28 protein-coding genes are annotated in these 26,844 nt (G+C 58.3%); 11 read left to right on the top strand and 17 right to left on the bottom strand.

Going from position 1 to position 26,844, the window contains the following annotated elements; all coding sequences use genetic code 11:
- Positions 1–7: 7 nt before the first annotated feature.
- On the top strand, positions 8–1,003 hold the full coding sequence (locus LSG25_RS10185) for an asparaginase (protein WP_232740832.1): 996 nt from the start codon (positions 8–10) through the stop codon (positions 1,001–1,003).
- A 74-nt stretch (positions 1,004–1,077) separates the two neighbouring features.
- Here LSG25_RS10185 and LSG25_RS10190 read toward each other — a convergent pair whose 3' ends face one another.
- Positions 1,078–2,733: an acid phosphatase gene (locus LSG25_RS10190; protein WP_232740833.1), complete on the bottom strand. Its 1,656-nt coding sequence runs from the start codon at positions 2,731–2,733 to the stop codon at positions 1,078–1,080.
- Positions 2,734–2,888: 155 nt separating this feature from the next.
- On the opposite strand from LSG25_RS10190, the gene LSG25_RS10195 reads away from it, so the two are divergent.
- Positions 2,889–3,578, top strand: coding sequence for a YafY family protein (locus LSG25_RS10195; RefSeq protein WP_232740834.1), 690 nt, complete (start codon positions 2,889–2,891; stop codon positions 3,576–3,578).
- Between the two features lie 188 nt (positions 3,579–3,766).
- Here LSG25_RS10195 and LSG25_RS10200 read toward each other — a convergent pair whose 3' ends face one another.
- The 10 genes from LSG25_RS10200 to LSG25_RS10245 form a co-directional block, all read right to left on the bottom strand.
- The gene (locus LSG25_RS10200; protein WP_232740835.1) at positions 3,767–4,132 is read right to left on the bottom strand and encodes a VOC family protein; all 366 of its coding nucleotides are present in this window, start codon (positions 4,130–4,132) and stop codon (positions 3,767–3,769) included.
- Between the two features lie 185 nt (positions 4,133–4,317).
- Positions 4,318–5,301, bottom strand: coding sequence for a tripartite tricarboxylate transporter substrate binding protein (locus LSG25_RS10205; protein ID WP_232740836.1), 984 nt, complete (start codon positions 5,299–5,301; stop codon positions 4,318–4,320).
- A 135-nt stretch (positions 5,302–5,436) separates the two neighbouring features.
- Positions 5,437–5,862: a nuclear transport factor 2 family protein gene (locus tag LSG25_RS10210; protein ID WP_232740837.1), complete on the bottom strand. Its 426-nt coding sequence runs from the start codon at positions 5,860–5,862 to the stop codon at positions 5,437–5,439.
- A 25-nt stretch (positions 5,863–5,887) separates the two neighbouring features.
- Positions 5,888–7,141: an NAD(P)/FAD-dependent oxidoreductase gene (locus LSG25_RS10215; protein WP_370636005.1), complete on the bottom strand. Its 1,254-nt coding sequence runs from the start codon at positions 7,139–7,141 to the stop codon at positions 5,888–5,890.
- Positions 7,135–7,458, bottom strand: coding sequence for a non-heme iron oxygenase ferredoxin subunit (locus tag LSG25_RS10220; RefSeq protein WP_370635840.1), 324 nt, complete (start codon positions 7,456–7,458; stop codon positions 7,135–7,137). The genes LSG25_RS10215 and LSG25_RS10220 overlap by 7 nt, the downstream gene beginning before the upstream one ends.
- Before the next feature lie 2 nt (positions 7,459–7,460).
- Positions 7,461–8,729 carry an aromatic ring-hydroxylating dioxygenase subunit alpha gene (locus tag LSG25_RS10225; protein WP_232740840.1) on the bottom strand — a complete coding sequence of 423 codons (1,269 nt, stop codon included), beginning with the start codon at positions 8,727–8,729 and terminating at the stop codon, positions 7,461–7,463.
- Positions 8,730–8,751: 22 nt separating this feature from the next.
- Entirely contained in the window at positions 8,752–9,243 is a 492-nt protein-coding gene (locus LSG25_RS10230) for an aromatic-ring-hydroxylating dioxygenase subunit beta (RefSeq protein WP_232740841.1), read from the bottom strand.
- Between the two features lie 47 nt (positions 9,244–9,290).
- Positions 9,291–10,349 carry a cupin domain-containing protein gene (locus tag LSG25_RS10235; protein ID WP_232740842.1) on the bottom strand — a complete coding sequence of 353 codons (1,059 nt, stop codon included), beginning with the start codon at positions 10,347–10,349 and terminating at the stop codon, positions 9,291–9,293.
- Positions 10,350–10,451: 102 nt separating this feature from the next.
- Positions 10,452–11,447, bottom strand: a complete 996-nt coding sequence (locus tag LSG25_RS10240; protein ID WP_232740843.1) for an ornithine cyclodeaminase family protein — start codon at positions 11,445–11,447, stop codon at positions 10,452–10,454.
- The gene (locus LSG25_RS10245) at positions 11,444–12,313 is read right to left on the bottom strand and encodes a fumarylacetoacetate hydrolase family protein (RefSeq protein WP_232740844.1); all 870 of its coding nucleotides are present in this window, start codon (positions 12,311–12,313) and stop codon (positions 11,444–11,446) included. Before LSG25_RS10245 ends, LSG25_RS10240 begins: the two co-directional genes overlap by 4 nt.
- A 223-nt stretch (positions 12,314–12,536) precedes the next feature.
- Here LSG25_RS10245 and LSG25_RS10250 point away from each other — a divergent pair, with 223 nt between their 5' ends.
- Positions 12,537–13,298: a GntR family transcriptional regulator gene (locus tag LSG25_RS10250; RefSeq protein WP_232740845.1), complete on the top strand. Its 762-nt coding sequence runs from the start codon at positions 12,537–12,539 to the stop codon at positions 13,296–13,298.
- Positions 13,299–13,309: 11 nt separating this feature from the next.
- Here LSG25_RS10250 and LSG25_RS10255 read toward each other — a convergent pair whose 3' ends face one another.
- Genes LSG25_RS10255 through LSG25_RS10265 form a run of 3 tightly spaced genes read right to left on the bottom strand, consistent with a single transcriptional unit; the run spans position 13,310 to position 15,558 of the window.
- Complete coding sequence (locus LSG25_RS10255; RefSeq protein ID WP_232740846.1) at positions 13,310–13,474, bottom strand: hypothetical protein; 165 nt, start codon at positions 13,472–13,474, stop codon at positions 13,310–13,312.
- An 8-nt stretch (positions 13,475–13,482) separates the two neighbouring features.
- The gene (locus tag LSG25_RS10260) at positions 13,483–14,565 is read right to left on the bottom strand and encodes a YeeE/YedE thiosulfate transporter family protein (protein ID WP_232740847.1); all 1,083 of its coding nucleotides are present in this window, start codon (positions 14,563–14,565) and stop codon (positions 13,483–13,485) included.
- A gap of 48 nt (positions 14,566–14,613) precedes the next feature.
- Positions 14,614–15,558 (bottom strand): sulfurtransferase, encoded by a 945-nt coding sequence (locus LSG25_RS10265; RefSeq protein WP_232740848.1) that lies wholly within the window; start codon positions 15,556–15,558, stop codon positions 14,614–14,616.
- A gap of 176 nt (positions 15,559–15,734) precedes the next feature.
- Between LSG25_RS10265 and LSG25_RS10270 the strand changes: the two genes are divergently transcribed.
- The 4 genes from LSG25_RS10270 to LSG25_RS10285 are packed head-to-tail and all read left to right on the top strand — an operon-like array spanning position 15,735 to position 18,528.
- Positions 15,735–16,397 carry a DUF2946 family protein gene (locus LSG25_RS10270; RefSeq protein WP_232740849.1) on the top strand — a complete coding sequence of 221 codons (663 nt, stop codon included), beginning with the start codon at positions 15,735–15,737 and terminating at the stop codon, positions 16,395–16,397.
- Positions 16,398–16,406: 9 nt separating this feature from the next.
- A complete protein-coding gene (locus tag LSG25_RS10275) occupies positions 16,407–17,003 on the top strand; it encodes an NUDIX hydrolase (RefSeq protein ID WP_232740850.1) in 597 nt (198 codons plus the stop codon).
- A 14-nt stretch (positions 17,004–17,017) separates the two neighbouring features.
- A complete protein-coding gene (aat, locus tag LSG25_RS10280) occupies positions 17,018–17,755 on the top strand; it encodes a leucyl/phenylalanyl-tRNA--protein transferase (protein ID WP_232740851.1) in 738 nt (245 codons plus the stop codon).
- Positions 17,756–17,799: 44 nt separating this feature from the next.
- The gene (locus tag LSG25_RS10285) at positions 17,800–18,528 is read left to right on the top strand and encodes an arginyltransferase (RefSeq protein WP_232740852.1); all 729 of its coding nucleotides are present in this window, start codon (positions 17,800–17,802) and stop codon (positions 18,526–18,528) included.
- Between the two features lie 65 nt (positions 18,529–18,593).
- On the opposite strand, the gene LSG25_RS10290 is transcribed toward LSG25_RS10285, so the two are convergent.
- The gene (locus LSG25_RS10290) at positions 18,594–19,814 is read right to left on the bottom strand and encodes an MFS transporter (protein ID WP_232740853.1); all 1,221 of its coding nucleotides are present in this window, start codon (positions 19,812–19,814) and stop codon (positions 18,594–18,596) included.
- A 157-nt stretch (positions 19,815–19,971) separates the two neighbouring features.
- Between LSG25_RS10290 and LSG25_RS10295 the strand changes: the two genes are divergently transcribed.
- The gene (locus LSG25_RS10295) at positions 19,972–20,946 is read left to right on the top strand and encodes a GlxA family transcriptional regulator (protein ID WP_232740854.1); all 975 of its coding nucleotides are present in this window, start codon (positions 19,972–19,974) and stop codon (positions 20,944–20,946) included.
- Between the two features lie 97 nt (positions 20,947–21,043).
- Positions 21,044–22,081: a quinone-dependent dihydroorotate dehydrogenase gene (locus LSG25_RS10300; protein ID WP_232740855.1), complete on the top strand. Its 1,038-nt coding sequence runs from the start codon at positions 21,044–21,046 to the stop codon at positions 22,079–22,081.
- Between the two features lie 891 nt (positions 22,082–22,972).
- On the opposite strand, the gene phaP is transcribed toward LSG25_RS10300, so the two are convergent.
- Positions 22,973–23,551, bottom strand: coding sequence for a TIGR01841 family phasin (gene phaP, locus LSG25_RS10305; protein WP_232740856.1), 579 nt, complete (start codon positions 23,549–23,551; stop codon positions 22,973–22,975).
- A 431-nt stretch (positions 23,552–23,982) separates the two neighbouring features.
- Between phaP and LSG25_RS10310 the strand changes: the two genes are divergently transcribed.
- Entirely contained in the window at positions 23,983–24,963 is a 981-nt protein-coding gene (locus LSG25_RS10310; protein ID WP_232740857.1) for a tripartite tricarboxylate transporter substrate-binding protein, read from the top strand.
- Positions 24,964–25,188: 225 nt separating this feature from the next.
- Positions 25,189–25,995: an IclR family transcriptional regulator gene (locus LSG25_RS10315; protein ID WP_232740858.1), complete on the top strand. Its 807-nt coding sequence runs from the start codon at positions 25,189–25,191 to the stop codon at positions 25,993–25,995.
- Positions 25,996–26,013: 18 nt separating this feature from the next.
- Here LSG25_RS10315 and LSG25_RS10320 read toward each other — a convergent pair whose 3' ends face one another.
- A complete protein-coding gene (locus tag LSG25_RS10320; RefSeq protein ID WP_232740859.1) occupies positions 26,014–26,820 on the bottom strand; it encodes a molybdopterin-binding protein in 807 nt (268 codons plus the stop codon).
- Positions 26,821–26,844 lie beyond the last annotated feature (24 nt).

Genomic DNA, 26,844 nt, shown 5'->3' on the forward strand with positions numbered 1-26,844 from the left:
GAAACCCATGAAACACACTTCGAATTCGCGCTGCGCCCTGCTCATGACCGGGGGCACCATCGTCTCGAAAGTCGACCAATCGACTGGGCTGGCGATGCCGGTGATGTCGGGTGGGGAATTGCTCGAAACGCTCAAAGGCCTCACCGATGTATCGTCCATCGAGATTCACGACATAGCACGCGTCGCCTCTCCGCATATAGAGCCGACGCACTGGATAGCCTTGCATGATTCCATCCAAGGCCTGATTGCACGGGACGATATTGCGGGCATCGTGGTGTCCCACGGTACGAGCACTTTGGAGGAAACGGCGTGGTTCCTTGACCTGACGATCCGGACAGAAAAGCCCATCGTCGTCATCGGCGCCCAACGCAATGCCTCCGCGCTCGATTTCGATGGTCCCAGGAATCTGCTCGACGCGCTCATGATCTGCCGAACCGATACCGCTCGCGGAATGGGGGTGCTGGTGGCGCTGAACGGCCATATCAATGCGGCACGGGAAGCGACCAAAACCCATACGGTCGACGTCGAAACGTTTCAGTCCGGCGAATGGGGATATCTTGGCAGCGTCGTCAATGATCGTGTCACTTTTCACAGGGCTCCGGTGCGTCGTTTGCATGTCCCGCTGATTTCAAGGAACTTGCCGGCCGTGGAGATCATTTCCATGTATGCCGGAGCGACAGGGGCTCTCGTAAAAGCCGCGGCGGATCTGGGCGCTCGGGGCCTGGTTGTGCAGGCGGTTGCGTCGGGCCACGTCAATGCGCCGATGTTTGAAGCCATACGACATACGCTGGATCGCAACATAGCCGTTGTCATTGCCACTCGGATTCCGCGCGGAGGAACGCGGGCGGGCTACGGCTTTGCCGGTTCGTCGCAATTGCTGGTGGAAGCCGGCGCGGTACTAAGCAATGACCTGTCTGCATGGAAGGCAAGAATCCTGCTGATGCTCGCGCTGCAAAATACATTCTTGAACTCGCGCGAACTTTCTTCGCTCTTCGATAAATAGCCGGCCCTGAATTAAAACCCTCGGACTCGTGCTCATACACCGAAGCCTCCCGCACAACACCGGCATGAAGAGCCCTACCCCAGGTCCAGCGCCTGCGTCAGATCGCCTAGCGGCGCCAGCCCGTTCGCGGCGAAAACATTGTCGCGGGCGGCAACGCCATCCAGCGGCGCCAGCCCGTGCACACGGCTGATAAGGCGCAGGATCGAATTCGTGTCATAGACCGTGTGATCGACATGGCCCTTCTTGGCCAAGGGAGAAATCACGATTGCCGGGATTCGCGAACCCGGCCCCCAGCGGTCGCCTTTCGGCGGCGAAACGTGATCCCACCAGCCGCCGTTCTCGTCGTGCGTAACGATGACAACCGTGTTTGCCCACTGAGGTCCGCGCCGGATGTGCTCGACGACGTTCGCGATATGCCGGTCTCCGGACGCGACGTCGGCATAGCCCGCATGCATGTTGAGACTGCTTTGCGGCTTGTAGAAGGTAACGGCAGGCAGGCGTCCGGCATCGATATCCGCAATGAAGCGGTTGGTGGAGGGATCGTCGCCCAGGCCGCCGTCGCGCAGATGAAGGCGGCGCGCTTTCGTGCCCGGGGCGTAGTTGGCAAAATAGTTGAACGGCTGGTGGTGGTATTGGAAATCTGGCACCGGCCCTGTTGTGTGATTGAGCGCATATTGCCACGCACCGCTGTACCACGCCCACGAAACGCCCTTTTCGGAGAGACGGTCGCCAATGGTGGCATAGTGCTGCGGCGGCAGCACATGGATATTTTCCGGATCGGCAAAGGCCGGGTCGCCACCCTCGGCGGGACGCACGTGGCTGGGCTGATAAGCCGCGGCCATCGTGTTGACGGCGTAGCCATCCGCCGTAAGCGCACCGTCTTTCTCGAATTTGGGAGAGCCGTCGAGTGCCGACACGGGTGAATTGGCGGCCAGCTTCAAACGCGTACCGGTCGGGTCGCTGCCTTCCACTACCGACAGCAACTTGTGCACCGGGCTGTTGCGCGCATTCGGATAGAACGGCGCCTGCGCGGAGATCAGGAAGATGTGATTGAGCCACGAGCCGCCAAAAGCCGCCATGAAAAAATTGTCGCATAGGGTGTATTGACTGGCCAGACTCCAAAGCCGCAGCGTCTCGGCGGAGTCGCGATAATGCCCCATCACCAGGCCGCCCGAATTGGCCCAGGCGACGAATTGATTGTTGCGGCCCGCATTGATCTGCATCTGGTTTTGGTAGAAACGATGCCACAGGTCGCGTGTGATGACTCCCAGCGGCAGTGGTACGCCTTGCGCATCCGCGAGATGGAATGGGCCGTTGGGCAGGCCGTCGATCTGGTCTTGCGTAATTTCGAAGTGCTTGCCGCCCACGTCTTGCGGGCGCGGCACCAGGCCGCCCCAGATCTTTGGCAGGCGGGCCAGCGGTGTCCGGCCGTCACGGTCCAGTTGCATGGACTGCGCAGCGGGCACCGCCGAGAGTGGACTCTGCACGCCAGGGAAATTGCTGTACAGATTGTTGAAGCTGCGGTTTTCCGCATAGATCACGACGATATTGCGCACCTGCGACCGCAGCGCCTGATCCAGACGTTCGTCGGCTTTCGTGTGTGGCGGCTGAACAGTTTCGCAGCCTCCCAGCGCCAGGCCAACCCCCACCGCCGTGATGCCGCCGAGCACCCGGCGTCGGGTGGGATCCATGGGATCATTGATGTTGCGATCGTCGACGTCCCTATCCATAAGCTGTGATCTCCCTATGACTGACCGGGGCAAAAAAAGGGGGCTACCATGCAAAAGAAATGCGATTGCGGCGAACCGCAGCAACGAGAAAGCAGGAAAGAACACGTACTATACTGCCGAAATATGACAGCAAGAATTCTCAAGACGATCGAAAAATGTCACGATCCGAACGCCTGCTTGAACTGCTCCAATCACTCCGCCGCCATCGTCTGCCTGTAAGCGGTGCAACACTTGCGCACGACCTGGGCATCAGCATTCGCACGCTTTATCGAGATATTGCCTCCCTTCAGGCCCAGGGCGCCATGATTGAAGGAGAGCCTGGTATCGGCTACGTTCTGCGGCCCGGATTCATGCTGCCTCCGCTCATGTTTTCCGACGACGAAATCGAGGCGCTTGTACTCGGCTCGCGCTGGGTCAGCAAGCGGGCGGATAGACAGCTCTCTGCTGCGGCGTCGAACGCCCTTGCGAAGATCGCGTCAGTGCTTCCTGACGACCTGCGCAACAATATGGACAACAATGCCCTGTTTGTCGGGCCTCATGACACGACTGCGCTGGAACACATTGATCTGAAACTGGCAAGACAGGCCATTCGCACTGGGTGCAAGCTGGTCATCGCCTATTCCGATCAAAATGGCGTCGAGTCGCACCGCACCATATGGCCATTTGCCATTGGCTTTTTCGAAACTTCCCGCGTGCTCGTCGCATGGTGCGAGCTACGGGGCGACTTTCGTCATTTCCGGACAGACAGGATATCCTCCCTGTCCCTGCTGGACCTGCGCTACCCGCGCAGCAAGCAAGCCCTGCTCAAGGAATGGCGCAAGACGCAGCTCGCGTCCTCAACCTGATCTCCCGCCTAGAAACGCAGCATATCGTGCATATGTTTCACTTGGGCCTCCCTGCGCTGCTGCGCTTGCGCCATGAGCCACGGCGGCACTGCGTGCATGGATCAAGGACGAACTGGAGCTTTCGCTGCGCAAGCTCCAGAAAGACGCCGAGTCGGCCGCGTAGCCAGGGAAATTTGAATTGGCCACACTCAGGCCGGCGCGAAAACGCGCAGGCGATGGCCGTCAGGGTCGAGCGCCACAAACGTATAACCGAAATCCATGGCGGTTGGAGCCTGTGCCATGACCAGACCGCGCAGGCTCCACTGGGCATGCATAGCGTCGACGGTGTCGTTGCCGTCAACCGAAATGGCCAGCTCCCCGCCCCCACCCGCCGCAGCGGCGGCAGGCTCTACAGTATGCCTGGACCAAAGCCCAAGCTTGACGCCGGAATCCAGGACAAACATGGCAAAGGTGGGCGAGGCCTCGACAGGTGGCTTCCCAAGCAGCCCAGCATAAAAGTCGGCGCTGGCTGCTGGGCTGTCCACGTACAAAAGGAAGAAATTCGGGTCGGTCATGTTGCTGCTCCGCAATAGTCAATGGGATGTGCTGACACAGGATGGCTTCCTGTTCAATGAGAAACCATCCTAATCGCCGCCACTGTCAGTTTCTGACAGTAGCGTTCCCTATTGCGCGCAACCAGCTTTCGTTCCTCCGGAGGATCCAGAAGGCCAGGATCTCCGCTCAGGCTTTCCAGGTGAGGTCAGTCAATGACAGCCCCGGATTTCTTGACTATATCGCCCAGGCGGGCATATTCTTCGGCGCCAAACTGCTTGAGTTCCGCACGCGTCGTCGGAGACGGTATCGCCCCGCGCGACCGCAACGATTCCTGTACCGCGGGCTTGCTCAACACCGTGTTGACAGCCTGATTCAGGCGATCCAACACTTCAGGAGGCGTTCCTTTCGGGGCATATAGCCCGTCCCAGGCAAAAAATGCATATCCAGGTACGCCGGCTTCATCGAATGTCGGGATATCCGGGTTCGATTCAACGCGCTTTTTCGTCGTAACGGCTAATGCATGCAGTTTTCCAGCCTTGATCTGTCCCGCCAGATTCGGCATGACATCGATCAACATGGAAATTCTTCCCCCCAATAAATCAGTCAAGGCCGCCGCTCCGCCACGGTATGGAATGTGGGCAATGTCCAGACCCGTCATCTGTTTGAACAACTCACAGGACAAATGGGAGGTCGTGCCATTACCCGCGGAGCCGCAGGTCAGTTTTCCGGGGTTCTTCTTGCCATAGGCGATCAATTCCTGCAGCGTTTTGAAAGGCTCGCCTGGATTCACAACCAGTGCCGCGGCAATCACGGTGAAGCGGGAAATCGGCTCGAAATCTTTGGGCGTATACCCGGGATCCTTGTACAGCCAATGATTGATGGCTTCGGTCCCATTCGTTCCGTAGGAAAGGGTATATCCATCGGGTTTGGCGCGGGCTGCCGTGGCGGTTCCAATATTACCGCCCGCACCCGGACGATTCTCAATAATGACCGCCTGCCCCAATTCGCGGCCCAGCGGCTCAGCAACAAGACGCGCCAGGGTGTCGCCGCCCCCGCCGGCGGCAAAGGGCACTATCAATGTGATGGCGCGCTGCGGCCACGCGCCTGTGCCCTCAGCCAGAACATTAACCGTAGCCGTGCCGGCAAACAACACGGCGCCAAACAGTATTGCCATTTTTCTGAATTGCATTTTTTCCTCCGATGCCAGATCCGCCAATATGACGGGTTTATTTGTTTACAGGCTTGAATCAAGGCCGGATTATTCGTCCGGCCGCTTTTAATATGAGTACCCTTGCTGATTGGACAGGCAGCAAGGGCATATGCGCTATTCCGGCGGCAAATGCCTGCGGCTTCGCTTCTCCGATATTCGCCAGCCCGCTTCTGTTTTGATCAATTCATCACAACAGTCCCGGATGGCTACCAAACGCAAGGCGGGAGAGCCCTGAACGGCATCGTTGTCGTACGCTGTCAAATAAAAGCAGACGCGAGCACTCGGTGGTTTCGCTTCATTGTTCAATTCCACCCGCAGATTGCTTATGATGTGGCAAGTTGTGCGGGATACCGGCCGGGCATCGAGCGCGGCCAGGACACCTTCGGGGCCCCGCAGTTCCGCTCCCTGGCGAAGCCAGATGCCGTCAGGAGCCATCAACGCCGCCACCTCGCCATAGCGGCGCATGTCCAGGGCATAAAAAAAAGCCAGCGTGACCTGGGCGCATGCCCATTCAGTGGAATCGCCGATCAAGGGTTTCATAAAAGCAGTCCTTTCAAGCAGAGAATCAGGCAGAAGCCGCGACAAGCACGGCCTTATGCGCGGCAAGGGGTGCGGTGGCATCCCGCAGCAGAGCGGCATCGACAGGCCTGCGTTCTTCAACCCATTTGCGCGCCAGACGAAAATCACGCCCGGCATTGACGCCGATAGCGCACACCACACAGGACTGGGCATCGAGGCCGAACGCCAACAGGCAGCCTGGTTGCGCCAGAGGCCGAACAACGGTTGTTACCGACTGTGCGGCAAAGCCTGAAATCTGAATCATGTTGTTGTACTGTTCCGACCAGACCAATGGGATCGGCGCATAGACAACGGGCAGGCCCAACAAGGCCCTGGCCGCGGCCACTCCTTGATCCTGGGCGTTTTGCCACGACTCCAGGCGGACGCGGCCACCGGATCTGTCATGCTCGATTACCGTTACGTCCCCTGCCGCGTATATATTCGGGTCTGAACTGCGACATTGCCCATCCACAATCACACCGCCATCGCAAGACAAACCGGCCAGGCGAGCGAGCTCATCGTTAGGCAATAAGCCCGCACCCAGTACCACGATATCGGCCGATACTTTGCGTCCGTCTGCCAGCAGCAACTGTTTTTCACCGCTCTCGCCAGCGGAGATGGCCCGCACATGCGTTCCGGTCAATATGGCCACTTCGCGAGACCGATGCAGGCCGGCCAGGTAATCGGACACTTCAGGCATAACGCTGCGACTGCATAAACGCGAAGCCGCCTCGATCACGGTTACCTGGCATCCTGCCTGCCGGGCCGTCGCAGCCACCTCAAGCCCGATCCAGCCGCCCCCTACCACCGCCAACCGTTTCCGGCCGGCACGCATGGCCAGGCCAAGACGCTTCGCATCATCCAGCGTGCGCAAGGTATATATTCCCGGCTGATCCGCTCCCGCCAAAGGCGGCACGAAAGCACGGCCGCCAGTGCATAGCAAGAGCTTGTCGTAAGGCAAGTCCGTTCCGTCGGACAACGTCACATGCCGGGCCGCCGGATCGATCCCTTGCACCTTTTTTGATGCCAGGAACGCCACGTCCAGTTCCGCCAAGGCTGAAGCGGAAAGCAATTCCGTCTGATGCGGCAGCATGCTTCCCCCCAGAACGGCCTTCGACAAGGGCGGACGTTCATAAGGAGCGTGCGGCTCATCGCCGCACAGCACGATGCGGCCTGCGTAACCCTCCGCGCGCAGGGTTCGAACTGCCCAGGCCCCGGCCTGCCCGGCACCGATTACAACGATGGTTTCGCTGCTCACGATTCGTCCGCTCGGACAAGAATCGTAGCGCCATCCACCTTGACGGAATAAACTTTCAAATCGGTGGTGACGGGCGGACACAGCGGCTTCCCGGTGGCGATATCGAATACACCTTGATGAAGAGGGCATTCGATAGTGCCGTTTTCAATATAGCCCTCCGACAGGCTGGCATTACCGTGGGGACAGCGGTCCTGGGTGGCACATACTTTCCCGTCTACCTGATACAGGCAGACCGCCTCGCCGTCCACAATGATCCGCAACGTGCCGGTATCGGGCGAAATATCCTGCATCAAGGCAACAGGCTTCCAGGCTTCAACCATGCTCATAGCTCCATCGCATTTCGGTAGAATTCATAAAAAGCCCGAATCAAGACTTCGCTGACCATATAGTCCGCCGGTTTGGTATCGCGGCCGCCCATCTCGACAACGCCGTGGTCGTTCGGGTAGCCGGTCACGCCGGTCTGCACTTGCTTGAGCATTTCACTGTCGTCCATGGAAACAAAGCCGGCCGGCCCCAGCAAGTTGGCGTGTTTCAGACGCAGGCGAGTCATTTCCTCGTCATCGTCCTCGTAGCCGTAATAGGTGAACACCAGCTCGTGGGCCGTCGGGCCGCGCGGAATGACGTGGCGCGTCTTCAGGGAGTTCGCTTGAATGCCGAACTGAGCTGCCGGAAAGACCCAGGCGCCGCCTACGCGCCCACGATTGAACTCGGCACGCGGAGTAACGGTTTCCAGATCGTGCAGCGTCAGGTCGCCGCGAAAACGCGTCATCTCCGAGGTGGCTTCCGTTACCTTCTTGCCCTCGTTGTGGGACACCATGACGCTGTGCGCACCACCGCCTGTCGGAATGCATTCCGATTTGGAGTCGGCGCGCCACAGGCCGAAGGTGATGTAAAAAGTATGAAGCAGGGTCGCGTGATAAGGATCTTTCAGATTCTCCAGGTACATCTTCCAGTTGCTGGGAATAAGCTGACGGCTGTAACCCAGCAGTTTCAGCTTTTTCCCCGGCAGCATGTGGTCGATTTCAGCCAGGACCTCATCGCCGCAATACTCGTCAAACGAAAGGGCTTCATCCGAAAACGTGGCCCAAATGGAACCGCCCCGATTGACGCTGCGCAGCTTGCGTATATTGTGCTGCTTCAGATCAAAATCGCGCGGCATCCCGCCCTTGCCCATCGCCCCGCGGCGGAAAGGCAAGCCTTGCAGGTTTCCATCCAGACTGTAGTTCCATTGGTGATAGGGGCAGGTGAAGTCCTTCACCTTGCCGGTGTTCTGCCAGCAGATCTGCGCGCCGCGATGCGCACAGCGGTTTTCCAGCACATTGATATCGCCGGCTTCGTTGCGCACCATCACGACAGGCTTGTCGCCTATCCAGTTGCGCTTGTAGCTGCCGACTTCAGGCACCTCGCATTCCAGTCCGACGTAATTCCATGTTCTCCCGGCAAAGAACACATCCATCTCTTTCTGATAGATCGCCGGGTCGGTATATACCCAGTTGGGAATGCGCGTATATCCTTCCTTGGGCCAGCGCCGTTGGATATGGATGGGTGATGACGCGGGCGCTTCGAGTTGCGCGTTGTCCTTGCAGTTCATGGCAATATCCTTAAGCGGCGCATCAGACAGGAATGATCAAAGAGTTGCGGATGCGGTAGTTGTCGTAAACGCAGTCACGGCGTTGCAGCACCAAGCCTTCCGGCGTCCGGCGCAAACGATCCAGATACCTGCCGACCATGTTCAGACTGGGCTCCTGGTCGGAAAGCGATTCCATGATTGCAAAGTTGGCCTGAGCCATGATCGCGTCGCCGTCATGGCCATTGACGCGCACGCCACTGATGAAATGGCGCAAGGCTCTGGGCTCGTATACGGTGGTTTCCTTCAATGCGGTGATCCGATCGCGCAGCATATTCTTGTTCATGCAATAGATCAGCCCCAGCGGCAGTCCCGCATCGAAATTCTCCCGGGAAATGACACGATAATGACAATCCTCGGCGAAGAACTCGATCCAGCCATCCAGGTTTTCGTCGTCCAGACATAAGGCGTAATCGTCATAAAAATCACGCAGCTCGGCGCGCAAGGCCTGTGGTGTTTGTTCAAGTGCGGCATTCATGGATGCTTCAATTCCTTCGATAATTCTGTATTGCGGTGTACAGGCAATCAGGCAGCTGTCACGAACTGGGCGCGGTTGCTTTCAAAGCCACCTTGGCTGCCCAGAGTGATAATCGGCTCTTGCAGGCGCTCTTGCCAGATCAGGGATTCCATCGCGATTTGCAATGGATGATCCTGGACTGTCAGTGCCGAGGTCGATTCGTCTCCTGAATGATGCGAATGCATTGCCCAGCCTGGCGCCGACAGAATCAAATCTCCTGTGCTCCACTCGAGGCGCTCTTTGCCGACCTGGCTATATCCCTTACCCCTGAGGTAGTAATTGATCGCCGAAGAACTGTGTCGATGCGGCACGTGATGATTGTTGGGAGGAGAACAGGAAATGGTGGCAAAAAAGCTGTGCGTCGTTCCGATGCGCCGCTCGGTGGCCGGGTTGTACAGCACGAACAGGCGCCGGCCGTTATAACCCCGGGCAAATTCCTCCACACTGGGCAAATACTCCGAAACTTTGGCCCATGGCCAATGCAGCGATTTCGATTCAAGCACGTCAATATCGATCAGCCACTCATAGCCCAGAAGCCAGGCCCCTTCTTCGGTGATCTGCTCGCGTATCGCGAGATCGCGGGCGCGGGCGGTTGCTTCGCGGTTGACCTCCGCACGCCGCGTATTCGCGTCGGCAGGCGGAATATCTCCTTCAAACTCTTCTACATAATGGACCTCGAGCTTTTCCAGCAGGGGAGCATTCGAATACGATAGCCGTACCCAAGGTTCGCGGCCGTCATTCTCGTAACTGTGAACTTGCATGGACGGGGTATTCCATACATCCCATTTCTGCATTCGAACCGATCGCCCGTCAACTCTGGCAAGCCCCGAACCGCTGATGCAAATTTCCACCATGTTCGAGTTCTTGCGCAGATTCAATGTTTTCTCGCCGGGCTTGAGCACATTGATCGTGACATCGATACCCGGTGCCAGCCCCAGGCCTGGCGCCGTCGCCTCGGGATGAGTGATCAATGATGCGCGGCGGCCATTGTCGGGTCGCGCCAAATCAATCAAGCGTTCAATTTCCAGATCGATGGCCTTTTTCGGCACCACGATCGATGGCCACATATTCTGGGGTCGGGCTTGTACACCGCTTACATCTACAAAACAAGATTTTCCATTATCCATTTCATGCACCCGCATCAAAGATTCCATATCGATAAAACCCGCTTACACCTGCGTCAGCAACAGGTTTTCGCGGGTTTGCCTGGGCAGCGAGATACCCAGGTCCCGCTGGCAGGCAAGCTCATAAGCCACCGAAGCCATGGCAAGGTCCGACAGGCCCATGCCCATGCCCTTGAAGATCGAGAAACGCGTTCCCAGCGGGCAATCCTTATTCGCCGCCAACAGATCGCTCAGAACCTTGACCTCGCCCCAGCCTTGAGAACCTGCTCCAAAATGTTCACGCAATTCACGCGAGCCGCGCTGGGCATTTTCCAGATCATCGACGACCACCAGGTCCGCTCTTTCAAACACATCTTGATGAAATTCGGCCTTGGCCGGAAGAATGGCGCCTACGGCATTCAAGTGCCGACAGTCCTTCAAATTGGCGGCATTGAGAAACGGCTCTTGCGCCCGGGTAATGACCGTGACAATGCCCGCGCCATCCAGGGCTTCCTCAAGCGTGTCGCAAGCACGCACTGGAAACGGATAGCGCGCGGCGACATTCTGTGCGAAAGCCTTGCGCTTTTCGGCGGTAGGACTGAAAACACGGACCTCATCCAGATCCTGCACGGCGGCCAGGGCGGCCAATTGAGTCACCGCCTGCGGGCCCGTGCCGATGAGTGCGGCCGTGCGAATATCGCGCGAAGCCAGTAAACGCGTAGCCACGCCGCTAATTGCCGCGGTGCGCAGCATGCCGAGCGCCCGCGCCTCGATCAGGCCCAACAGAGTGCCGTGCTGCGAATCGAAAAGACTGAAGATCGACCCCCCTCCCGACTTGGAGTACACCCATGTCTTGAATCCGGCATAGCCCTTGTTGATCATCACCGAACCCAAAGCATGCATGGAGTTGCCCTCGCCCCATGTGGTCAGCGTCTTGGGCAGATTTTTGGCCTCGCCACGGCCTTGTGCAGCCAACATATCCTCGAGCGCATCGATCGCGCGACGGATATCCAGGGTTGAAACCACATCCTGTTCCGTCAGATACCGGATTCCTTCACTCATAAAACCTTCCTGCTTGTATGTTGATTGGCCTGCGGCTCGTCGACGACGGGATTGCTCAGGCGCCCAATGCCGGAGATGGTCAGTTCCAGCACATCGCCCTGCTTCATGAATAGGGGTGGCGCACGCATCGAGCCCACTCCCTCGGGTGTCCCGGTGGCAATCACGTCCCCGGGCGACAAGGGTGTGAAAGTGCTTATATAGGCAATCAGTTCCGGAATCGGGAAAATAAGATCCGACAGCTCGCCCATCTGTACTTCCATGCCGTTCAATCGGGTTTGAAGCGTGAGTGCGGACGGATCGGGAATCTCGTCGGAGGTCACCATCCAGGGCCCCATGGACCCACTGCCGGCAAAATTCTTTCCCGGCGTGACCTGCGCATTGTGTTTCTGAAAATCGCGCACGGAATTCTCGGCCAGGCAGGTATAGCCGGCGACATGAGCCAGGGCATCATCACGTGCGATATGGCGGCCGGCCTTGCCGATGACTACCGCCAACTCGCCTTCAAAATCAAATTTGTGCGACGCCCATGGACGGATGATGGAAGCTCCATGCCCAACGAATGAGTCGGCAAAGCGCACGAACAAGGACGGATACCGCGGCAGCTCGCGACCGGTTTCCCGTATGTGGCGCCCATAATTCAAGCCCACGCACAAGATCTTTCCAGGTACGGGCACAGGTGGCAGCCATTGCAGCGCATCCACGGGCAAACGCATGGCCGTGGACTCGATCGCCCGCTTAATGGCGGGTAATCCGGCGGCGATCCCCTGCCGGATATCGGGCCATACCGAGTCCAGCGGCACAACAACCTCATTTTCGACCGCCCCCCACCCTATGCCGGAGTCGCCGCGAAAGCTTGCCAATTTCATTTTGTCTCCATCCGGATGGGCCAACCGAAGCCATCTGTGATTCAATAGCCCACGGGTAAATTGCATGCATTAGACCCGTATTATCTGGCCTCGTTGCTTATAAAATCAATTATTGCATGCAATTTATCCAAATATCAAGCTTTTCTTGTTGCCAGAAAACAAAATGCATGCAATTAAGAACTACACTAAGCTCTTATTGCATTTCCCCATTCAAAAGGAAAATATGGCCGCACAAATCGACCGTGTCGTCTCTGAACTCAGGGCCATGATGGTTTCCGGCGAGCTTCAGCCCGGAGAACGCATCATCGAATTGCAGTTTTCGTCCCGGCTGGGCGTATCGCGCACCCCGCTGCGGCTGGCTCTGGCCGAACTGGAAAAGGAAGGGCTACTGGAAAGGCTGCCTTCTCGGGGTTTTCGAGTACGGGCTTTTTCGGTCGAAGACATTGCCGACGCTGTCGATGTTCGAGGAGTCCTGGAAGGCATGGCTGCTCGTCTGATCGCGGAACGGGGCCCATCGCACACCTGGCTGGAGCAAATGCAGGCTGTCGTGGAGCAGGGCAAAAAGCTGCTCGAAAGCGCTATCGTGAACCCCCGCACAACCGTGGACGCGCTGGCCTGGGGCCAGATAAACCGCAGCTTTCACGAGCTTCTGGTTCAGGAAGCCAACAACCGGGCCCTGACCTCGGCGCTCGAGCACAACAATAAAACGCCGTTGACGGGCCCCGCCGCATTAACCCTGCCCATTACTCCGACTTTTCTGGAAACGTCATTTGTATTGCGAGCCCAGGCGGACCACGAAGATCTGGTGCAGGCCATTACCCGCAGGGAAGCGGCGCGTGCGGAAAACATCATGCGCGAGCACGCTTACCGCAGCCGCGAAAACAAGCGCCAGCTCATCGAACAAATACGCCAGGTACGTTCGGGAAAGTCGAGCGCAGAACCATCAACGACACCGCTGCTCGGCCTGAACCTGACGGTTGCATAAGGAAGAAACCGTCAATATGTCGACGCGCAATGGCCGCCGGTGGGAGCCTGGCCGGAGCCGGCGGCAATTAGCGGCGGCTCCGTGCGAAAATCGATGGGACGGGAAACCGCCCAGTCCCAACTGAAAAAGGCCAGCAGCAGCACCCAGAACAGAACGATAAAAATAGGTCTTTTCACGATCGGCCCTAAAACTTCAGGTAACGGCGCACACGTACGCCGATCAAAGTACCGCCAAACGCCATCGGCACCCAGATCCAGCCATGCACGCTGCCCGTGGAAATGCCGCTGACCATCGCCCCGATATTGCAGCCAAAAGCCAGCCGCGAGCTATAGCCCATGAGGAAGCCGGCGATCAGCCCTACCGTCCACTGCACGCCAGTGAGGGGCGCCGCCAGGGCTTGTGTCGGCAATTTGCGGGCCGAGATGAACAAGGCGCCCGCCAGAATGCCGATATTGGTAATCGAGGTCACGTCCAGAAACACCGATTGCGACAAGCGTTCCAAATTGCCTGGCTCGCTCCAGAAATGGTTGGCAAGAGGGTTAAAAGCGCCGAGCGCGGTGGCCTCTTTGGCGCCCCATAAGCCAAAGCCATACACAATGCCCCAGGGCTGGCCGGCAATCAGCAAGTTCAAGGCGGCCAGCACCGCCAGGCCAATGGCGCCGATACACAGACGGCGATCGAACCACGACGCCGACCTGCCCGACCATCGCAGGGCCGCCCAGCCAAAAGCGATCAGGCCCAGGCACGTAATACCAAACGCTTCCAGCGGGCCGAATTGCGCCACCAGGCCGAACGGTTTCAGGCTGCCCAGATCGAGCCAGCTATTGAGTTGCGCCGAACCAAAAAAGCTCCCGGCCGCAAAAAGCGGCAGGATGGCCATGTTCAATGGAATGCCGAGACCCGCCTTGTACAGCGTGCCGGAACCGCAGCCGTCGGCGATCTGCATCGACAGGCCGAATACAAAAGCGCCTATCAGCAGGCTGAAACTGGGTGGGCCAAGCGCCGCGCCCAACTCTGGAAATTTTGCCAGCAAGGGCATCGATAGCGCGGCGGCTACGGCCAATAGTAATAATTGCGCCATCACGCCGCGCGGATCACGGTGTTCGATCAATCTCCGCCAACCGGTGGTAAACCCGAAGCGCGTGCCGGCCAGAAAACCTCCCAAGCCCACACCGACCAGAAAAAGAACGGCCTGGCGTATGGACACAAACCACACCAGGCTGACAAAAAAGGCGGCCATGACGGCCGCTATCGGGAAGCGCTTCATTAAGATTTTCAGTTGAAAAAGTTTTGCCCGGATTGATTTTACGAACCGCTATGACCTGCCCAGCCAGGCTTTCAGGTCCATGATGATCTGCTTACCGCGACCAGGGACATTGTCCATGGGCAGAGACGCCGACGCCTGGGTCCAGTCCACCAGGGAAGCCGGATAGAGCTTCACATTTTTCTGACCGACGACTTCAGACAGGGCGAACCAGTCGGTAGCGGCCCAATGCCCGGTATTGCAAAACGAGATCGTTTCGTCTGCCGGCTTGGGTTCGGAACGTGCCGCAATCTTTTTAGCCTCTTCGGGAGACACAAAAATCGACGTGCCCGGCTTGAACCATTTGCTGTTTTCCAGATTGATCGCATTGTGGATAGTGCCGGCAACCTTGGCAGCCGGAGCCCGAACGTCGCCCAGGAAATAATTGGCCGGGCGGGCATCGATCAGGCGTGTTTTCGGATTGTCGACCTGAGCGGCAACGTGTTCGCGGGTGGCAATCAGGCTTTGATCCAGCGTCGGCGTATATGTGCTGGCCGCAACGCTGGCCACCGTCTGATTTTGCGGCAGCGCAGCACCCGCCCACGCCTTGACCCCGCCATTCAGAATCGACAAGTTGGTCAATCCCAGATATTTCAACGTCCAATAGACCCGTGCGGAACCGCCGAAATCGGTGGAATCGGCGCCGGAAGAAACAACCACGGCATGGCTGTCCGCGTTCAGCCCAAGCCCTTGCACCAGAGAGGTCAATTTAGCCAAAGGCGGCAACTGGCCGGGATTGGATGCGGGGCCGCGCCATTGCGCATAAGGCGCCGACAACGCCCCGGGGATATGGTTGGCCTTGTAGGCTGGGGCCGGGCGTATATCGATGACACGCACCGAGGGATCGGCCAGCAATGTATTGAGCTCGGGCGGAGTGACCAGCGGGGTAGCCGCAAAGCTGACAGTGGCCACGCTGAACATCGCTACAGATACGGCAATCGATGAGAATAACTTCATTTGGAAATACCCAGCAATAGGAAACCGACCATTATCATGGCAGATAATATTCCCACATGGAACTACCGTCTAATTATTTGTTAATGCAAAACAGCCTGTTCGCAAACGGGCTTTTGACCTTAAAAATCCCGTTTAACATGGGATTCCGATACAACAACGCAAATGCAGGCGTACCCATGGACACAAACGTAATCGCCGCAATGGCCCGCTGGCCCGATGTGCCCGACGTTTTCGGCTGGTTGTCGCTGTCGGAACGCGGGGCATGGCGCCTGCACCCCAGAGGCGACGCACTGCAGGACGCCACCGACGCGGGAGAAGCCATTTCCAGCCCCCAGATCCTGCAATTCATCGGGCGCAATTATGCCGGCGACGAACAAGGGCGCTGGTTTTTCCAGAATGGCCCCCAGCGCGTATTTGTGCGCCTGGATGCGGCGCCCTATATTTTGCAAACCCTGGGCGCGCCGCCTGCCCTGCAGACGCACAACGGGCTGAGCCTGGCCGCCATTCGCGCCTGGTGGCTGGATGACTCGGGCCGACTGTATGCGCAAACCGAATACGGTCCCGGACTGGTGGCGGGACGCGACCTGTCGACGGTACTCGATGCCCTGCGCACCGCCGACAATCGGCCTCTGGCGGAAATGCTGGAGCAAGGCAACAGAGCGCAAACCATCACCGTCCAGCCATGGCCCCTGCCTGCGGCAGAAGCCAAAATCGCCGCCATTTCAGCCGATTGCGGCGTTGCCGGCGAATATCCCATCGCCCTGAATTTCTGTGCCGCCCAGGACATCCCCGGGCAATTAGGGTTTCAGCGCTACCCGGCCCCGGCCCAGATTCGGTAGAATCTTGGCATGACAGCGCACGCACCTTCTTTTTATTTCCCCGCCCCCCGGACGCAAAAATTTTGCAGCCAGTGCGGCGCCCCCCTCACACACATGACTCCCCCCGACGACAACCGTCAGCGCGATGTTTGCGAAAACTGCGGAGCGGTGCATTACCAGAATCCGCGCAACGTCGTCGGCGTGCTGCCGATCTGGGAAGACAAAATCCTGCTGTGCCGCCGCGCCATCGAACCCCGTTATAACAAATGGACTCTACCCGCCGGCTTTATGGAACTGGGCGAAACCACGGCGCAGGGCGCAGTACGCGAAACCGACGAGGAAGCCGGCGTCCAGATCGAACTGGGGCCGCTTTATACGGTCATTGATGTCCCTCATGCCGAACAGGTTCACTTTTTTTATCTGGCCAGGGTGCTCAACCCCAATCTCGATCCCGGCCCGGAAACCCTCGAGGCCAGGTTTTTCGCCACGCACGAAATCCCCTGGGATGAGCTGTCGTTCCGCACCGTCATTACAACCCTGAAGCATTATCTGGACGACAGGGAAAAAGGAACCTTTCCCATTCATCACTACGATATTCCTCTCCCCGACAGCCCTCTGTACAAATAGGCCGAGGCCGAATCGTGCAAGCTCCGGTCTGGCTTGACAGTTCCACGCCATTGCCCCATCCCAGCCTGGCGCTCCCCGACGGACTCCTGGCGGTTGGCGGCGATCTGTCGATCGCGCGCCTGACCGAAGCCTATTCAAAGGGAATATTTCCCTGGTTCAACGAAGGCGACCCGGTTCTCTGGTGGAGCCTCGACCCGCGCATGGTGCTGCCTTGTGCGGAGTTTTCCCCGTCGCACTCGCTGCGCAAGAAATTGCGTCAGCTGGGCCGTGCCGAAACGACATCGCACGCCTCGGTTCAGATCCGTGTGGATACCGCCTTCGCCGATGTCATGGCGGCATGCGCGGCCCCCCGGTCGACACAAGCCGGCACCTGGATCTCGCCTGACATCCAGGCCGCATATTTCGACTGGCATCAGGCGGGGCAGGTCCACAGCGTCGAAACATGGATGGATGGCCAACTGGTCGGCGGCCTGTACGGGGTAAGCCTGGGCGGTATCTTTTGCGGAGAATCGATGTTCAGCCTGATCAGCGATGCATCCAAACTGGCCCTGGCTTATCTCGTGAGATTCCTGATTCGCAACAATGTACGACGCATCGATTGCCAGCAGCAGACGAGGCATCTGGCCAGCCTGGGCGCCCGGCCGATCAAACGCGCCGATTTTCTGCTCGACCTCGAACAGGCCATGCGCTTACCGTCTCCGCCCTGGACACCGGGCCGCCTTCTTCAATCGGGAGAACTTGCTCCGCGATAGGCAAAAACGCATAATGGCCTTGCGACATACTGCAGAGCCCCGTCATGAGCCATCCAACCGAACTATCGTTTAAAACCCTGCAGTTTTATGCGACTGCGCCCTACCCCTGCAGCTATCTGCCGGACCGCGAAGCCCGTTCACAGGTTGCGGCGCCCTCGCATCTGATCGATAGCGCCACCTATTCTCGCCTGGTCGAACAAGGCTTCCGGCGCAGCGGCCTGTTTACTTACCGCCCCCATTGCGATGCATGCCGCGCCTGTATTTCAATACGCGTCGATACTCGACAATTCCAGCCCAACCGTACGCAGCGCAAGGTATGGAACCGCCACCGGAATCTGCAAAGCCGTATCCTGCCCTTGCACTGGGAGGCCGAACATTTCGACCTGTACCAACGCTATCAGGCGGGCCGTCATCCCGGCGCCGGGATGGACGAAGACAGCCAGGCCCAATACACGCAATTCCTGCTGACCAGCCGGGTCGATTCCAGGCTGGTCGAATTCCGAGCGCCGACGGGGCAGTTGCTGATGGTGTCAATGATCGACATTCTCGCAAGCGGCCTGTCCTCGGTGTATACGTTTTTCGACCCGGACGCGGCAGGCAGCCTGGGCACTTACGGCGTGCTCTGGCAGATCGAACAATGCAAAAGCATGGATCTGCCCTGGCTGTACCTGGGATACTGGATCGGTCAAAGCCGCAAAATGGCGTATAAATCGCAGTTCAAGCCTTATCAAATCCTGCAGCACGCAGTGTGGGCCGAACCGGCCGAACTGTAAGAACCGCTGATTGAACGGCATGCCTGCTTCCCATGCATCCACAATCCGGCCGACCGAGAACCCGCTTACACACCGGCGGATCGCACGCGCTGGCGCTTTGCGGTCCAGGCCCACCAGAAAGTCATCAATGCGGCGGTTGCCAGCAAGGGCATGGTAACCACGTTCAATCCTTGCCATCCGTAAAATTCCAGCAATGGACCGGCACTCAGTGTGGCAATGGCCGTTACCCCATAACGAATCAGCTCTGCGATGCCCTGCACTTTGGCGCGTTCTCGAGGCCGATAAGATTCGGCCAATAAGGCAGTGCCGCCCACAAACATGAAGTTCCAGCCTACGCCCAAACACAACAGTGCAACATAAAACGCAATCAAATGAGTGGACGAAATCGCCACGATTCCGCATGCAGCGCTCAAGAGCATGCCGGCATACAACACACGAGCCAAGCCGAATCGCTTGATCAGCTTGCCGGCAAAAAGCGACGGGCCGTACATACCGATTAAATGCCACTGGATAATATTGGCGCCTTGATCTATGGAATGATGACTGGCCACTGCGGCCAGCGGTGCCGCCGTCATGGCCAGCATCATGACGGCACTGCCAATAACATTGCTTGCAACGGCCGCCATGAAAATCGGCGTACGCATCACCACGCCCAAGGGGCGAACCGGCTCGTCGCTTTGAACGGAAGGTGCCGCTTGCGGCTCGATATCCCGATAGCCCGCAAAAACAATCAGGCTGGAAAGCAGCGCAAAAACAAAGACGGCAAGATAAGAGCCGGCAAACAGCACGGGCAGGATGTCTTTGCTCCATGCCGCAACCAGCGGCCCCACTATTGCGGCAATGACACCACCTGCCAGAACCGTTGAAATGACTTTGGCCTTGTATTCCGAGGAAACTGAATCGGCGGCGGCCAGACGGTAGTATTGGGCAAATGCCTGAAACACGCCAACGGCCGAAGTGCCGACGCAAAACAGGGCGAAACTGCCATGCAGCACTGCCCACACCGAAATCAAACCGCCCAGCGCGCCGACGGATGAACCGAGCGCAAACCCCTTGCGGCGCCCTATCTTCTGCATCAGAAATGAGGCCACCAGAGTCACCGCGGCGCCCGATACCGTGATCATGGCAAAAGGCAGCGTTGCCAGGGATTTATCGGAAGCAAGCTGATACCCGGTTAATCCGGTGAGCGTCAGGTCAATCGAGACTGCCGCGGTATACAGCGCCTGCGCGATCGCCAAAATGCGGGCATTGCGCCGCCCCACGGCACCATCGGCCTTTTCATTCATGGTTTTCCTGCCGCTCGGGCGGCCTGCCTGTTTTTGGAGGAGTGAACACTTTCACGGATCAGGCCGAATGCCGGCTGCCGTTCAAATGGCTTGATGACTGAAGTGTGCCATGCGAAGATATGTCTTTAACGACATATAACCCTTATTCCAAGCCATCATGCGCACGATCGGTTTTCTGGTGTTTCCATCCTTCAATCTTCTTGACCTGTCGGGGCCATTGGCCGCGTTCGATGCGCCGAACAGGCTCTTGAGCCCACGCCCTTACGACATCAGCGTTGTTTCCGAAACCGGAGGGTGTGTGACGAGTTCTTCGGGCGTCCAGGTCATGACTCGCAAAATCGATGATGCGGCATTCGATACGGCGATCATCTGCGGCGGTGGCGGTACATTCGGCACATTCGATTGTTCTGCGCTGTATGCCTTTGCGCAACACGCCGGCGGGAATTCCCGCCGGGTGGCCAGCGTGTGCACGGGCGCTTTCATTCTGGCCGGCGCCGGCCTGCTCGACGGTAGGCGAGCCACCACGCACTGGCGCAAGGCGTCGGACTTGCAGCGAAATTATCCGCGGGTGCGGGTCGACGCCGATCGCATTTTCATCAAGGATGGCCCCATATGGACGTCGGCGGGCATCACAGCGGGGATTGATCTGGCACTGGCCCTGATCGAGGAAGACCTTGGCGCCGACGATGCGCGTGCCGTGGCGCGCGAACTGGTCGTCTATTATCGACGGCACGGCGGCCAATCGCAATTTTCCACGCTACTTGAACTGAGCCCCGATTCAGAGCGTATTGCCCGCGCACTGCGTTTTGCCCGGGAGCATATGCACGAGAATATCTCGATCGATCACCTGGCGGAAATCGCGTGTTTCAGCCGCAGGCAGTTTGACCGCGCATTCATGAACGAAACCGGGCAATCTCCGGCAAAAGCCATTGAAAGGCTGCGAGCCGATGCGGCGCGTGCCCGGGTGGAAATGGGGTCGGAACCTATCGAAGCCATCGCGCGGTCCGTCGGATTTTCAGATCCGGAAAGAATGCGCCGCGCGTTCATTCGCGTATTCGGCCAACCTCCCCAGGCTCTGCGGCGCACCGGCAGGACAGACTCCACGCGCAGTTGGTCGCGCGCAGCACAATAGATCAGCCGGCAAGCCATGCCTGGGTTACCCGCGGATGATATTATGAGCGGTCCCCTCTGCCCTGCCCAAGACGGCATCACAACCGCTTAACATCGCCATGTCATTTCTATTCAATTCGTATTCGATGGCTCGCCCGGCCCTGTTTTCCCTGGATGCCGAAACCGCCCACGAAGTTACGCTGGCATCCTTGCAAAAGGCCTACGACTGTCGCCTTACCCGTGGCTTGCTGAGCGATCAGCCGCGCCTGCCGCGCTCTCTCATGGGATTGACTCTGCGCAACCCGGTCGGCCTGGCGGCCGGCCTGGACAAAAATGGTGCTCACATTGACGCGCTTGGAAACCTGGGCTTTGGCTTTGTTGAAGTCGGAACCGTTACTCCGAAGGCGCAGCCGGGCAATCCCAAGCCGCGCATGTATCGGCTGCCGCGGGCCCAGGCCCTGATCAACCGCCTGGGCTTCAACAATCTAGGCCTGGCAACGTTTATCGATAATGTGCAAAAAAGCCAATGGCGCAAACAGGGCGGAATTTTAGGACTGAACATAGGCAAGAACGCCAATACGCCCATCGAACGGGCCGTGGACGATTATCTGCTGGGGCTTGAAGGGGTCTACCCCCATGCCGACTACATTACCGTCAATATTTCCTCGCCCAATACCCAGAACCTGCGCAGCCTGCAGGGCCAGGACGAACTGGCCGGACTGCTGCAGGCCCTACGGGAAAAACGCAAGGCCCTTGCCGACCGGCACGGCCGGCAAGTCCCGCTGGTGGTGAAAATCGCCCCCGACCTGACTACCGAACAAATCGACGTCATTGCCGACACGTTGCCGCGCTACGAAGTCGATGGCGTCATCGCCACCAATACCACGCTGTCGCGCGAAGCCGTGCAAGGCTTGCCGCATGCGGCCGAAACCGGGGGCCTGTCGGGACCGCCGGTGCACGCCCTGTCGCTGGCCGTCATAAGCCGACTCAGACAGCAGCTTGGCGCCTCGTTTGCGATTATCGGTGTTGGCGGCATTGTCTCAGGCAAGGAAGCGCAAGAAAAAATGGCGGCGGGAGCCAATGCGGTGCAGCTTTATACCGGTCTGATCTACCGCGGCCCGGCGCTCATAGGCGAGTGCGTCCGTGCGCTGTCTTAGCGCAGTGTTGGTTCCAGTGTTTACTGCGCTGAATGTGCTTCAGTGACTTTGTTTTGAGCCGTTTTTAGGCTTGGGGTGTGAATTTGGGCTGTGTATTGGTGTGTGGGCGGCGGTTAATTCTATAAAGACGCCGCAGGGTGGGCGGTGCTGTGCAGTCCGGCACGTCCAGCGGTCGAGGCGCTACGCGCCCCGACTGCCCGGGTCTGCCTCGTCCAGGCGGGCGTCGGGCCAACTCGCAGTGCCTCGCACGCGAGGCACTGCTCAGACAGGGCCCGCCGAAAGCCCCCGCCTTCCCTTCGTCAGCACCCGGCGCTGGACTACCGCCGGACTGCACAGCACCGCCCACCCTGCGGCTTGCGTTGAGGAAATGCATAGAAAAAGACATTGGGGGCATGCGCCGAGAGAAACGTTGGGGTCATGCATCGAGGTATACATTGATGCCGGCAAGTTCATTCCAGGCAAGCCCTAACGTGAGCCGTCTATTGGGGCTTGGGGTCAGGACCGGCGTAAGGCGTGCGCCGGATGCTACCGTAGGGAAGGCGGGGGCTTTCGGCGGGCCATGTTTGAGCGTAGCCGCGCCAGCGGCGTAGCGAGTTTGGCCCGACGCCCGCCTGGACGAGGTAGATCCGGATCAAGCACGCCGTGCCGGTCCTGACCCCAAGCCCCGATAGACGGCGTCTTTATATACCAATACCCCATCCATCGAAGAGTCCCGTAAACAACTCAACCCAAAAATGCTCTAGCGCCTTTGTGACGACCACGGCGACGGACCATAAAAAAAACCCCAGAGGGAAAACCCTCTGGGGCCCAATACTCAAAATCTACGGTATTGAGTGTATCGCAACAAACCGAGGCGGCGTTTCGCGCCGTCTCGACAAGCAATGCGGCCTATCAGGCAGCGCTGCGGCGTGCGCGCGGAGCTGCTTTGGCAGCGTCGGCGGCATCCGAAGCTACCTTGAAGGTAGCGTTGGTTGCGGCAGCGATATTCGATTCAGCAGCTTCGGCAGCTTGTTTGGCTGCCTTGCTGACCGATTCGTAAGCACTGGTAGCGGTAGCCAGCGAAGACTTCAGCAAGGCCACTGCGCTTTCCGAACCCGTAGGCGCATTTTTCGAGAATTGCTCGATCGCTTCCGAAACTTGCAGTTGACCTTGAGCGATTTGCTCTTCAGTCAGCTTGGACAAATCGGTTTGCACGCCGGAAACGATGTCGTAAATGTGTTTGCTGTAAGCCAGGGCTTTTTCAGCGCCGGGTTGAACCAGGCTCGAAGTGAAGGCAAGCGCTTCTTGAGCATCTTTGACTTCGATGACTTGTTGCGATTTCTGCGCAACTTCTTCCAGAGTGGCTTTCAATACTTTCAGGTTCAGGTCTACAAGCTTTTCGAAACCGCCGAAAAACGTGCCTTGAACGGCAAGAAATTTATCCAGCGAAGCTTTTTGGCTGGCCAGAACTTGTTGGGGGATTGCGCTCATGATATTTCCTTCATAAAGGACCAGACTTCTGCCGGCCGTAATAAATTGAACAGGGTTCAAACTTAAGTGTTCAGAAGAAGGCTAAGCAAATCACCTAACATGTGTGAAAACCTTCTATGTTGCACTGCACAATTGAAATTCTACATGAATAAAATTGGCTGTCAAGATTTTTTTGCTGCAACGCAACAAAACACCGGAATAATCAAAATCCCGCCGCGGATCGCCCATTGGATTAAGGCTTATACGGGAAAACCTGAGCGACAGGACTTCAATTTTCCCCTAGAATTCTGTCAGCTTGATGACAGCTTCCTTAAAGCTAGTTGACAGTTTCAGCGCACCAAGCCGAACGATTCGTTCTCAAACACAGTCGCCGTTTTCTGCAACAAGCCACTGTTTCTCTATTTCAACTCGTTCAATATCCCGGAGTACGAATGAAGCGTTACACCAAAACGATTACCGCCCTGCTGCTTGCCGGCTCCTTGTTCGGAACAGCTTCCGCATCGGCTGCCGAATACCCCGACCATGTCATCAATATGGTCGTTCCATTCTCGGCCGGCGGCCCTACCGACAACGTAGCCCGCTCCCTGGCGGAGGCCATGCGCCCCAGCCTTGGACAAACCGTGGTCGTCGAGAACAAAGGCGGCGCGGGCGGCACGATCGGCACCAGCCAGGTCGCACGAGCGCGTCCCGATGGCTACAACATACTGCTTATGCACATCGGCTTTTCAACCGCTCCCTCCCTCTACAAAAACCCGGGCTACAGCGCCAGCGACAGCTTCGAGCCCATAGGGCTGGTGGTCGACGTACCCATGACCATCATCGCGCGTGCCGATTTCCCGGCCAGCAACATGAAAGAGCTCGTGGCTTACGTCAAGGCCAACAAAGACAAGGTTTCACTGGCCAACGCAGGCATAGGAGCCGCCAGCCACTTGTGCGGCACGATGCTCACCAAGGCGCTGGGCGTCGATCTGCTCACCATCCCCTATAAGGGCACCGCCCCGGCCATGAACGATCTGCTGGGCAAACAGGTCGATTTGCTGTGCGATCAAACCACCAACACCACGCAGCAGATCACAGCCGGCAAGGTCAAGGCCTACGCCGTCACCAGCAAGCAGCGCGTCGCCACATTGCCAAATATCCCTACCATGCAGGAATCCGGCTATCCCGGCTTCGAGGTCGGCATCTGGCACGGTATGTGGGCACCCAAAGGCACGCCCAAAGCGGTGACCGACAAACTTGTGGCCGCGCTGCAAGCCGGCCTGGCCAACGCCGATTTCCAAAAACGCATGGCAAGCCTGGGTGCCACCGTCCTGACCGCCGAAGCCAATCCCGAAGCGCTCAACAAAAAAGTGGCTCAACAAGTGCCACAGTGGGCCGAGCTCTTCAAACAGGCTGGCCTCCAGCCCCAATAACCGGGTCCACGATCAACCCAGGATGCCCACAACGGGCGGGCCTAGTGCCCGCCCTTTTGACGTGACGGGCATGGGTGAGCACAGGCCCACCCATGCTACGGGAAATACAGCTGCCAGGGGTAGCCCCTGGCCTTACAACGAATTTTTGCCGCTGCGAAAAAAAGCTTGCATACCGACAGGGTTTTTTCATATTATGGGATTGTTGCGCCGCATCAACCTAAAATCATGCCTAGATCCCCTGCCTTTACTGCTGCTGCCCTCACTTCCACGACCAACGGGTCGCCTGTCACCATTCAGGTGCTGGAACGCGCCATGCTTTTGCTTGATGTTCTGGCCAAGCAGGCCGAACCGGTGGCCTTGAAAGATATTGCCGCAACCACCGGCCTGCACACGTCCACCACCCATCGTATTTTGAATGATCTGGTCGTGGGCCGGTATGTCGAACGCGTCGACAGCGGGCTTTACCAATTGGGAATGCGTCTGCTGGAACTCGGCTCCCTGGTCAAGGGGCGCTTGAATGTGCGCGAGGTGGCGCTGGAACCCATGCGCGAATTGCACAAGATCACGGGCCAGACGGTCAATTTGTCGTTGCAGCAAGGGGATGAGATTGTTTACATCGAGCGCGCCTGGAGCGAGCGCTCGGGAATGCAGGTGGTGCGGGCCATAGGCGGACGTGCGCCCTTGCATTTAACGTCTACAGGCAAACTGTTTTTATCGGTCAGCGACCCGCGCCAAGTCAAGTCTTACGCCATGCGCACCGGCCTGGCCGGCACGACGCGCAACAGCATTACCCAGCTTGATCAGCTCGAACGCGACCTTGCCCTGGTGCGACGCCATGGCTATTCGCGCGACAACGAAGAGCTGGAAATGGGTGTGCGCTGTATTGCTGCCGGGGTGCATGACGACACAGGAAAGCTGCAGGCCGGCCTGTCGATTTCAGCCCCCGCCGAACGCATGCGCGACGAATGGATTACCCTGCTGTTGCGCACCGCAGCCCAAATATCCGAAGCCCTGGGTTACGAAAAACCCTGACAATTCCCGGATTTTTCATTATTTTTCAGGCGGGGTCAGGGATCCCCCTACCCGCACTGCCTCGGCACGCAGATAAGCCAGGGCTTCGGCCGCGGCAACCGGCTCGCCCTTGACGCCGAGATCGATATGCGGATGGCCGGTTTCACCCATGCTTGGCAAGCTGAAAGCCTTGACCCCCGGCCATTTTTGCTCCAGGGCTTCCAGGGCCGGGGTGATCCGGGATTCCGGCAGCTTGAACACCAGGAAGGAATGCTCGACGCGCGTGACCCGGTGGTGCCAATCGCGATAGCGGGTATCGAGCGTCCATTCCATCATGGGCCAGGCCATGACCGGAAAACCAGGCATGAACGTGTGATTGCGTATAAAAAATCCTGGAATCTTGTTATAGGGGTTGGGCACGATTTCCGCACCTGCGGGGAATACTCCCATTTGCAGTCGCTGCTGGTTCTCGGGCAGAGACATGTCGGCGCTGCCCGAACCACGGCGCGCATTATCGGCACACCGCTCGGCAATCAGGCGCTCCGCCTCGGGATGCAGGGCCAATTCGACCCCGAGAGCCTCGGCAGCCGCCTGGCGGGTCTGGTCATCGGGCGTTGCACCTATGCCCCCGCAACTGAACACGATGTCGCTGCTGGCAAAACTGCGTTTCAATGTTTCCACGATGGCCGCGCGCTCATCGGATACGAATTCAGCCCCGCTCAATTGCATGCCGCGCTGCGAGAGCAATTCGACCATCTTGGCAAAATGCTTGTCTTCGCGCCGCCCGGAGAGGATTTCATCTCCAACGATGATTAACCGCACACGGGGTGCAATAACTGTATTCATGCTTATCCTGCCTTGATGAAAAAA

Origin of the sequence: Paralcaligenes sp. KSB-10 (genome assembly GCF_021266465.1) — a bacterium.
Classification (GTDB): Bacteria; Pseudomonadota; Gammaproteobacteria; order Burkholderiales; family Burkholderiaceae_B.

Bases quoted from the DNA above. Each gene is read 5' to 3' on its own strand.
- LSG25_RS10185 (WP_232740832.1), top strand. From the start codon at position 8: ATGAAACACACTTCGAATTCGCGCTGCGCCCTGCTCATGACCGGGGGC.
- LSG25_RS10190 (WP_232740833.1), bottom strand. From the start codon at position 2,733: ATGGATAGGGACGTCGACGATCGCAACATCAATGATCCCATGGATCCC.
- LSG25_RS10195 (WP_232740834.1), top strand. From the start codon at position 2,889: ATGTCACGATCCGAACGCCTGCTTGAACTGCTCCAATCACTCCGCCGC.
- LSG25_RS10200 (WP_232740835.1), bottom strand. From the start codon at position 4,132: ATGACCGACCCGAATTTCTTCCTTTTGTACGTGGACAGCCCAGCAGCC.
- LSG25_RS10205 (WP_232740836.1), bottom strand. From the start codon at position 5,301: ATGCAATTCAGAAAAATGGCAATACTGTTTGGCGCCGTGTTGTTTGCC.
- LSG25_RS10210 (WP_232740837.1), bottom strand. From the start codon at position 5,862: ATGAAACCCTTGATCGGCGATTCCACTGAATGGGCATGCGCCCAGGTC.
- LSG25_RS10220 (WP_370635840.1), bottom strand. From the start codon at position 7,458: ATGGTTGAAGCCTGGAAGCCTGTTGCCTTGATGCAGGATATTTCGCCC.
- LSG25_RS10225 (WP_232740840.1), bottom strand. From the start codon at position 8,729: ATGAACTGCAAGGACAACGCGCAACTCGAAGCGCCCGCGTCATCACCC.
- LSG25_RS10230 (WP_232740841.1), bottom strand. From the start codon at position 9,243: ATGAATGCCGCACTTGAACAAACACCACAGGCCTTGCGCGCCGAGCTG.
- LSG25_RS10235 (WP_232740842.1), bottom strand. From the start codon at position 10,349: ATGTGGCCATCGATCGTGGTGCCGAAAAAGGCCATCGATCTGGAAATT.
- LSG25_RS10240 (WP_232740843.1), bottom strand. From the start codon at position 11,447: ATGAGTGAAGGAATCCGGTATCTGACGGAACAGGATGTGGTTTCAACC.
- LSG25_RS10245 (WP_232740844.1), bottom strand. From the start codon at position 12,313: ATGAAATTGGCAAGCTTTCGCGGCGACTCCGGCATAGGGTGGGGGGCG.
- LSG25_RS10250 (WP_232740845.1), top strand. From the start codon at position 12,537: ATGGCCGCACAAATCGACCGTGTCGTCTCTGAACTCAGGGCCATGATG.
- LSG25_RS10260 (WP_232740847.1), bottom strand. From the start codon at position 14,565: ATGAAGCGCTTCCCGATAGCGGCCGTCATGGCCGCCTTTTTTGTCAGC.
- LSG25_RS10265 (WP_232740848.1), bottom strand. From the start codon at position 15,558: ATGAAGTTATTCTCATCGATTGCCGTATCTGTAGCGATGTTCAGCGTG.
- LSG25_RS10270 (WP_232740849.1), top strand. From the start codon at position 15,735: ATGGACACAAACGTAATCGCCGCAATGGCCCGCTGGCCCGATGTGCCC.
- LSG25_RS10275 (WP_232740850.1), top strand. From the start codon at position 16,407: ATGACAGCGCACGCACCTTCTTTTTATTTCCCCGCCCCCCGGACGCAA.
- LSG25_RS10285 (WP_232740852.1), top strand. From the start codon at position 17,800: ATGAGCCATCCAACCGAACTATCGTTTAAAACCCTGCAGTTTTATGCG.
- LSG25_RS10290 (WP_232740853.1), bottom strand. From the start codon at position 19,814: ATGAATGAAAAGGCCGATGGTGCCGTGGGGCGGCGCAATGCCCGCATT.
- LSG25_RS10295 (WP_232740854.1), top strand. From the start codon at position 19,972: ATGCGCACGATCGGTTTTCTGGTGTTTCCATCCTTCAATCTTCTTGAC.
- LSG25_RS10300 (WP_232740855.1), top strand. From the start codon at position 21,044: ATGTCATTTCTATTCAATTCGTATTCGATGGCTCGCCCGGCCCTGTTT.
- phaP (WP_232740856.1), bottom strand. From the start codon at position 23,551: ATGAGCGCAATCCCCCAACAAGTTCTGGCCAGCCAAAAAGCTTCGCTG.
- LSG25_RS10310 (WP_232740857.1), top strand. From the start codon at position 23,983: ATGAAGCGTTACACCAAAACGATTACCGCCCTGCTGCTTGCCGGCTCC.
- LSG25_RS10315 (WP_232740858.1), top strand. From the start codon at position 25,189: ATGCCTAGATCCCCTGCCTTTACTGCTGCTGCCCTCACTTCCACGACC.
- LSG25_RS10320 (WP_232740859.1), bottom strand. From the start codon at position 26,820: ATGAATACAGTTATTGCACCCCGTGTGCGGTTAATCATCGTTGGAGAT.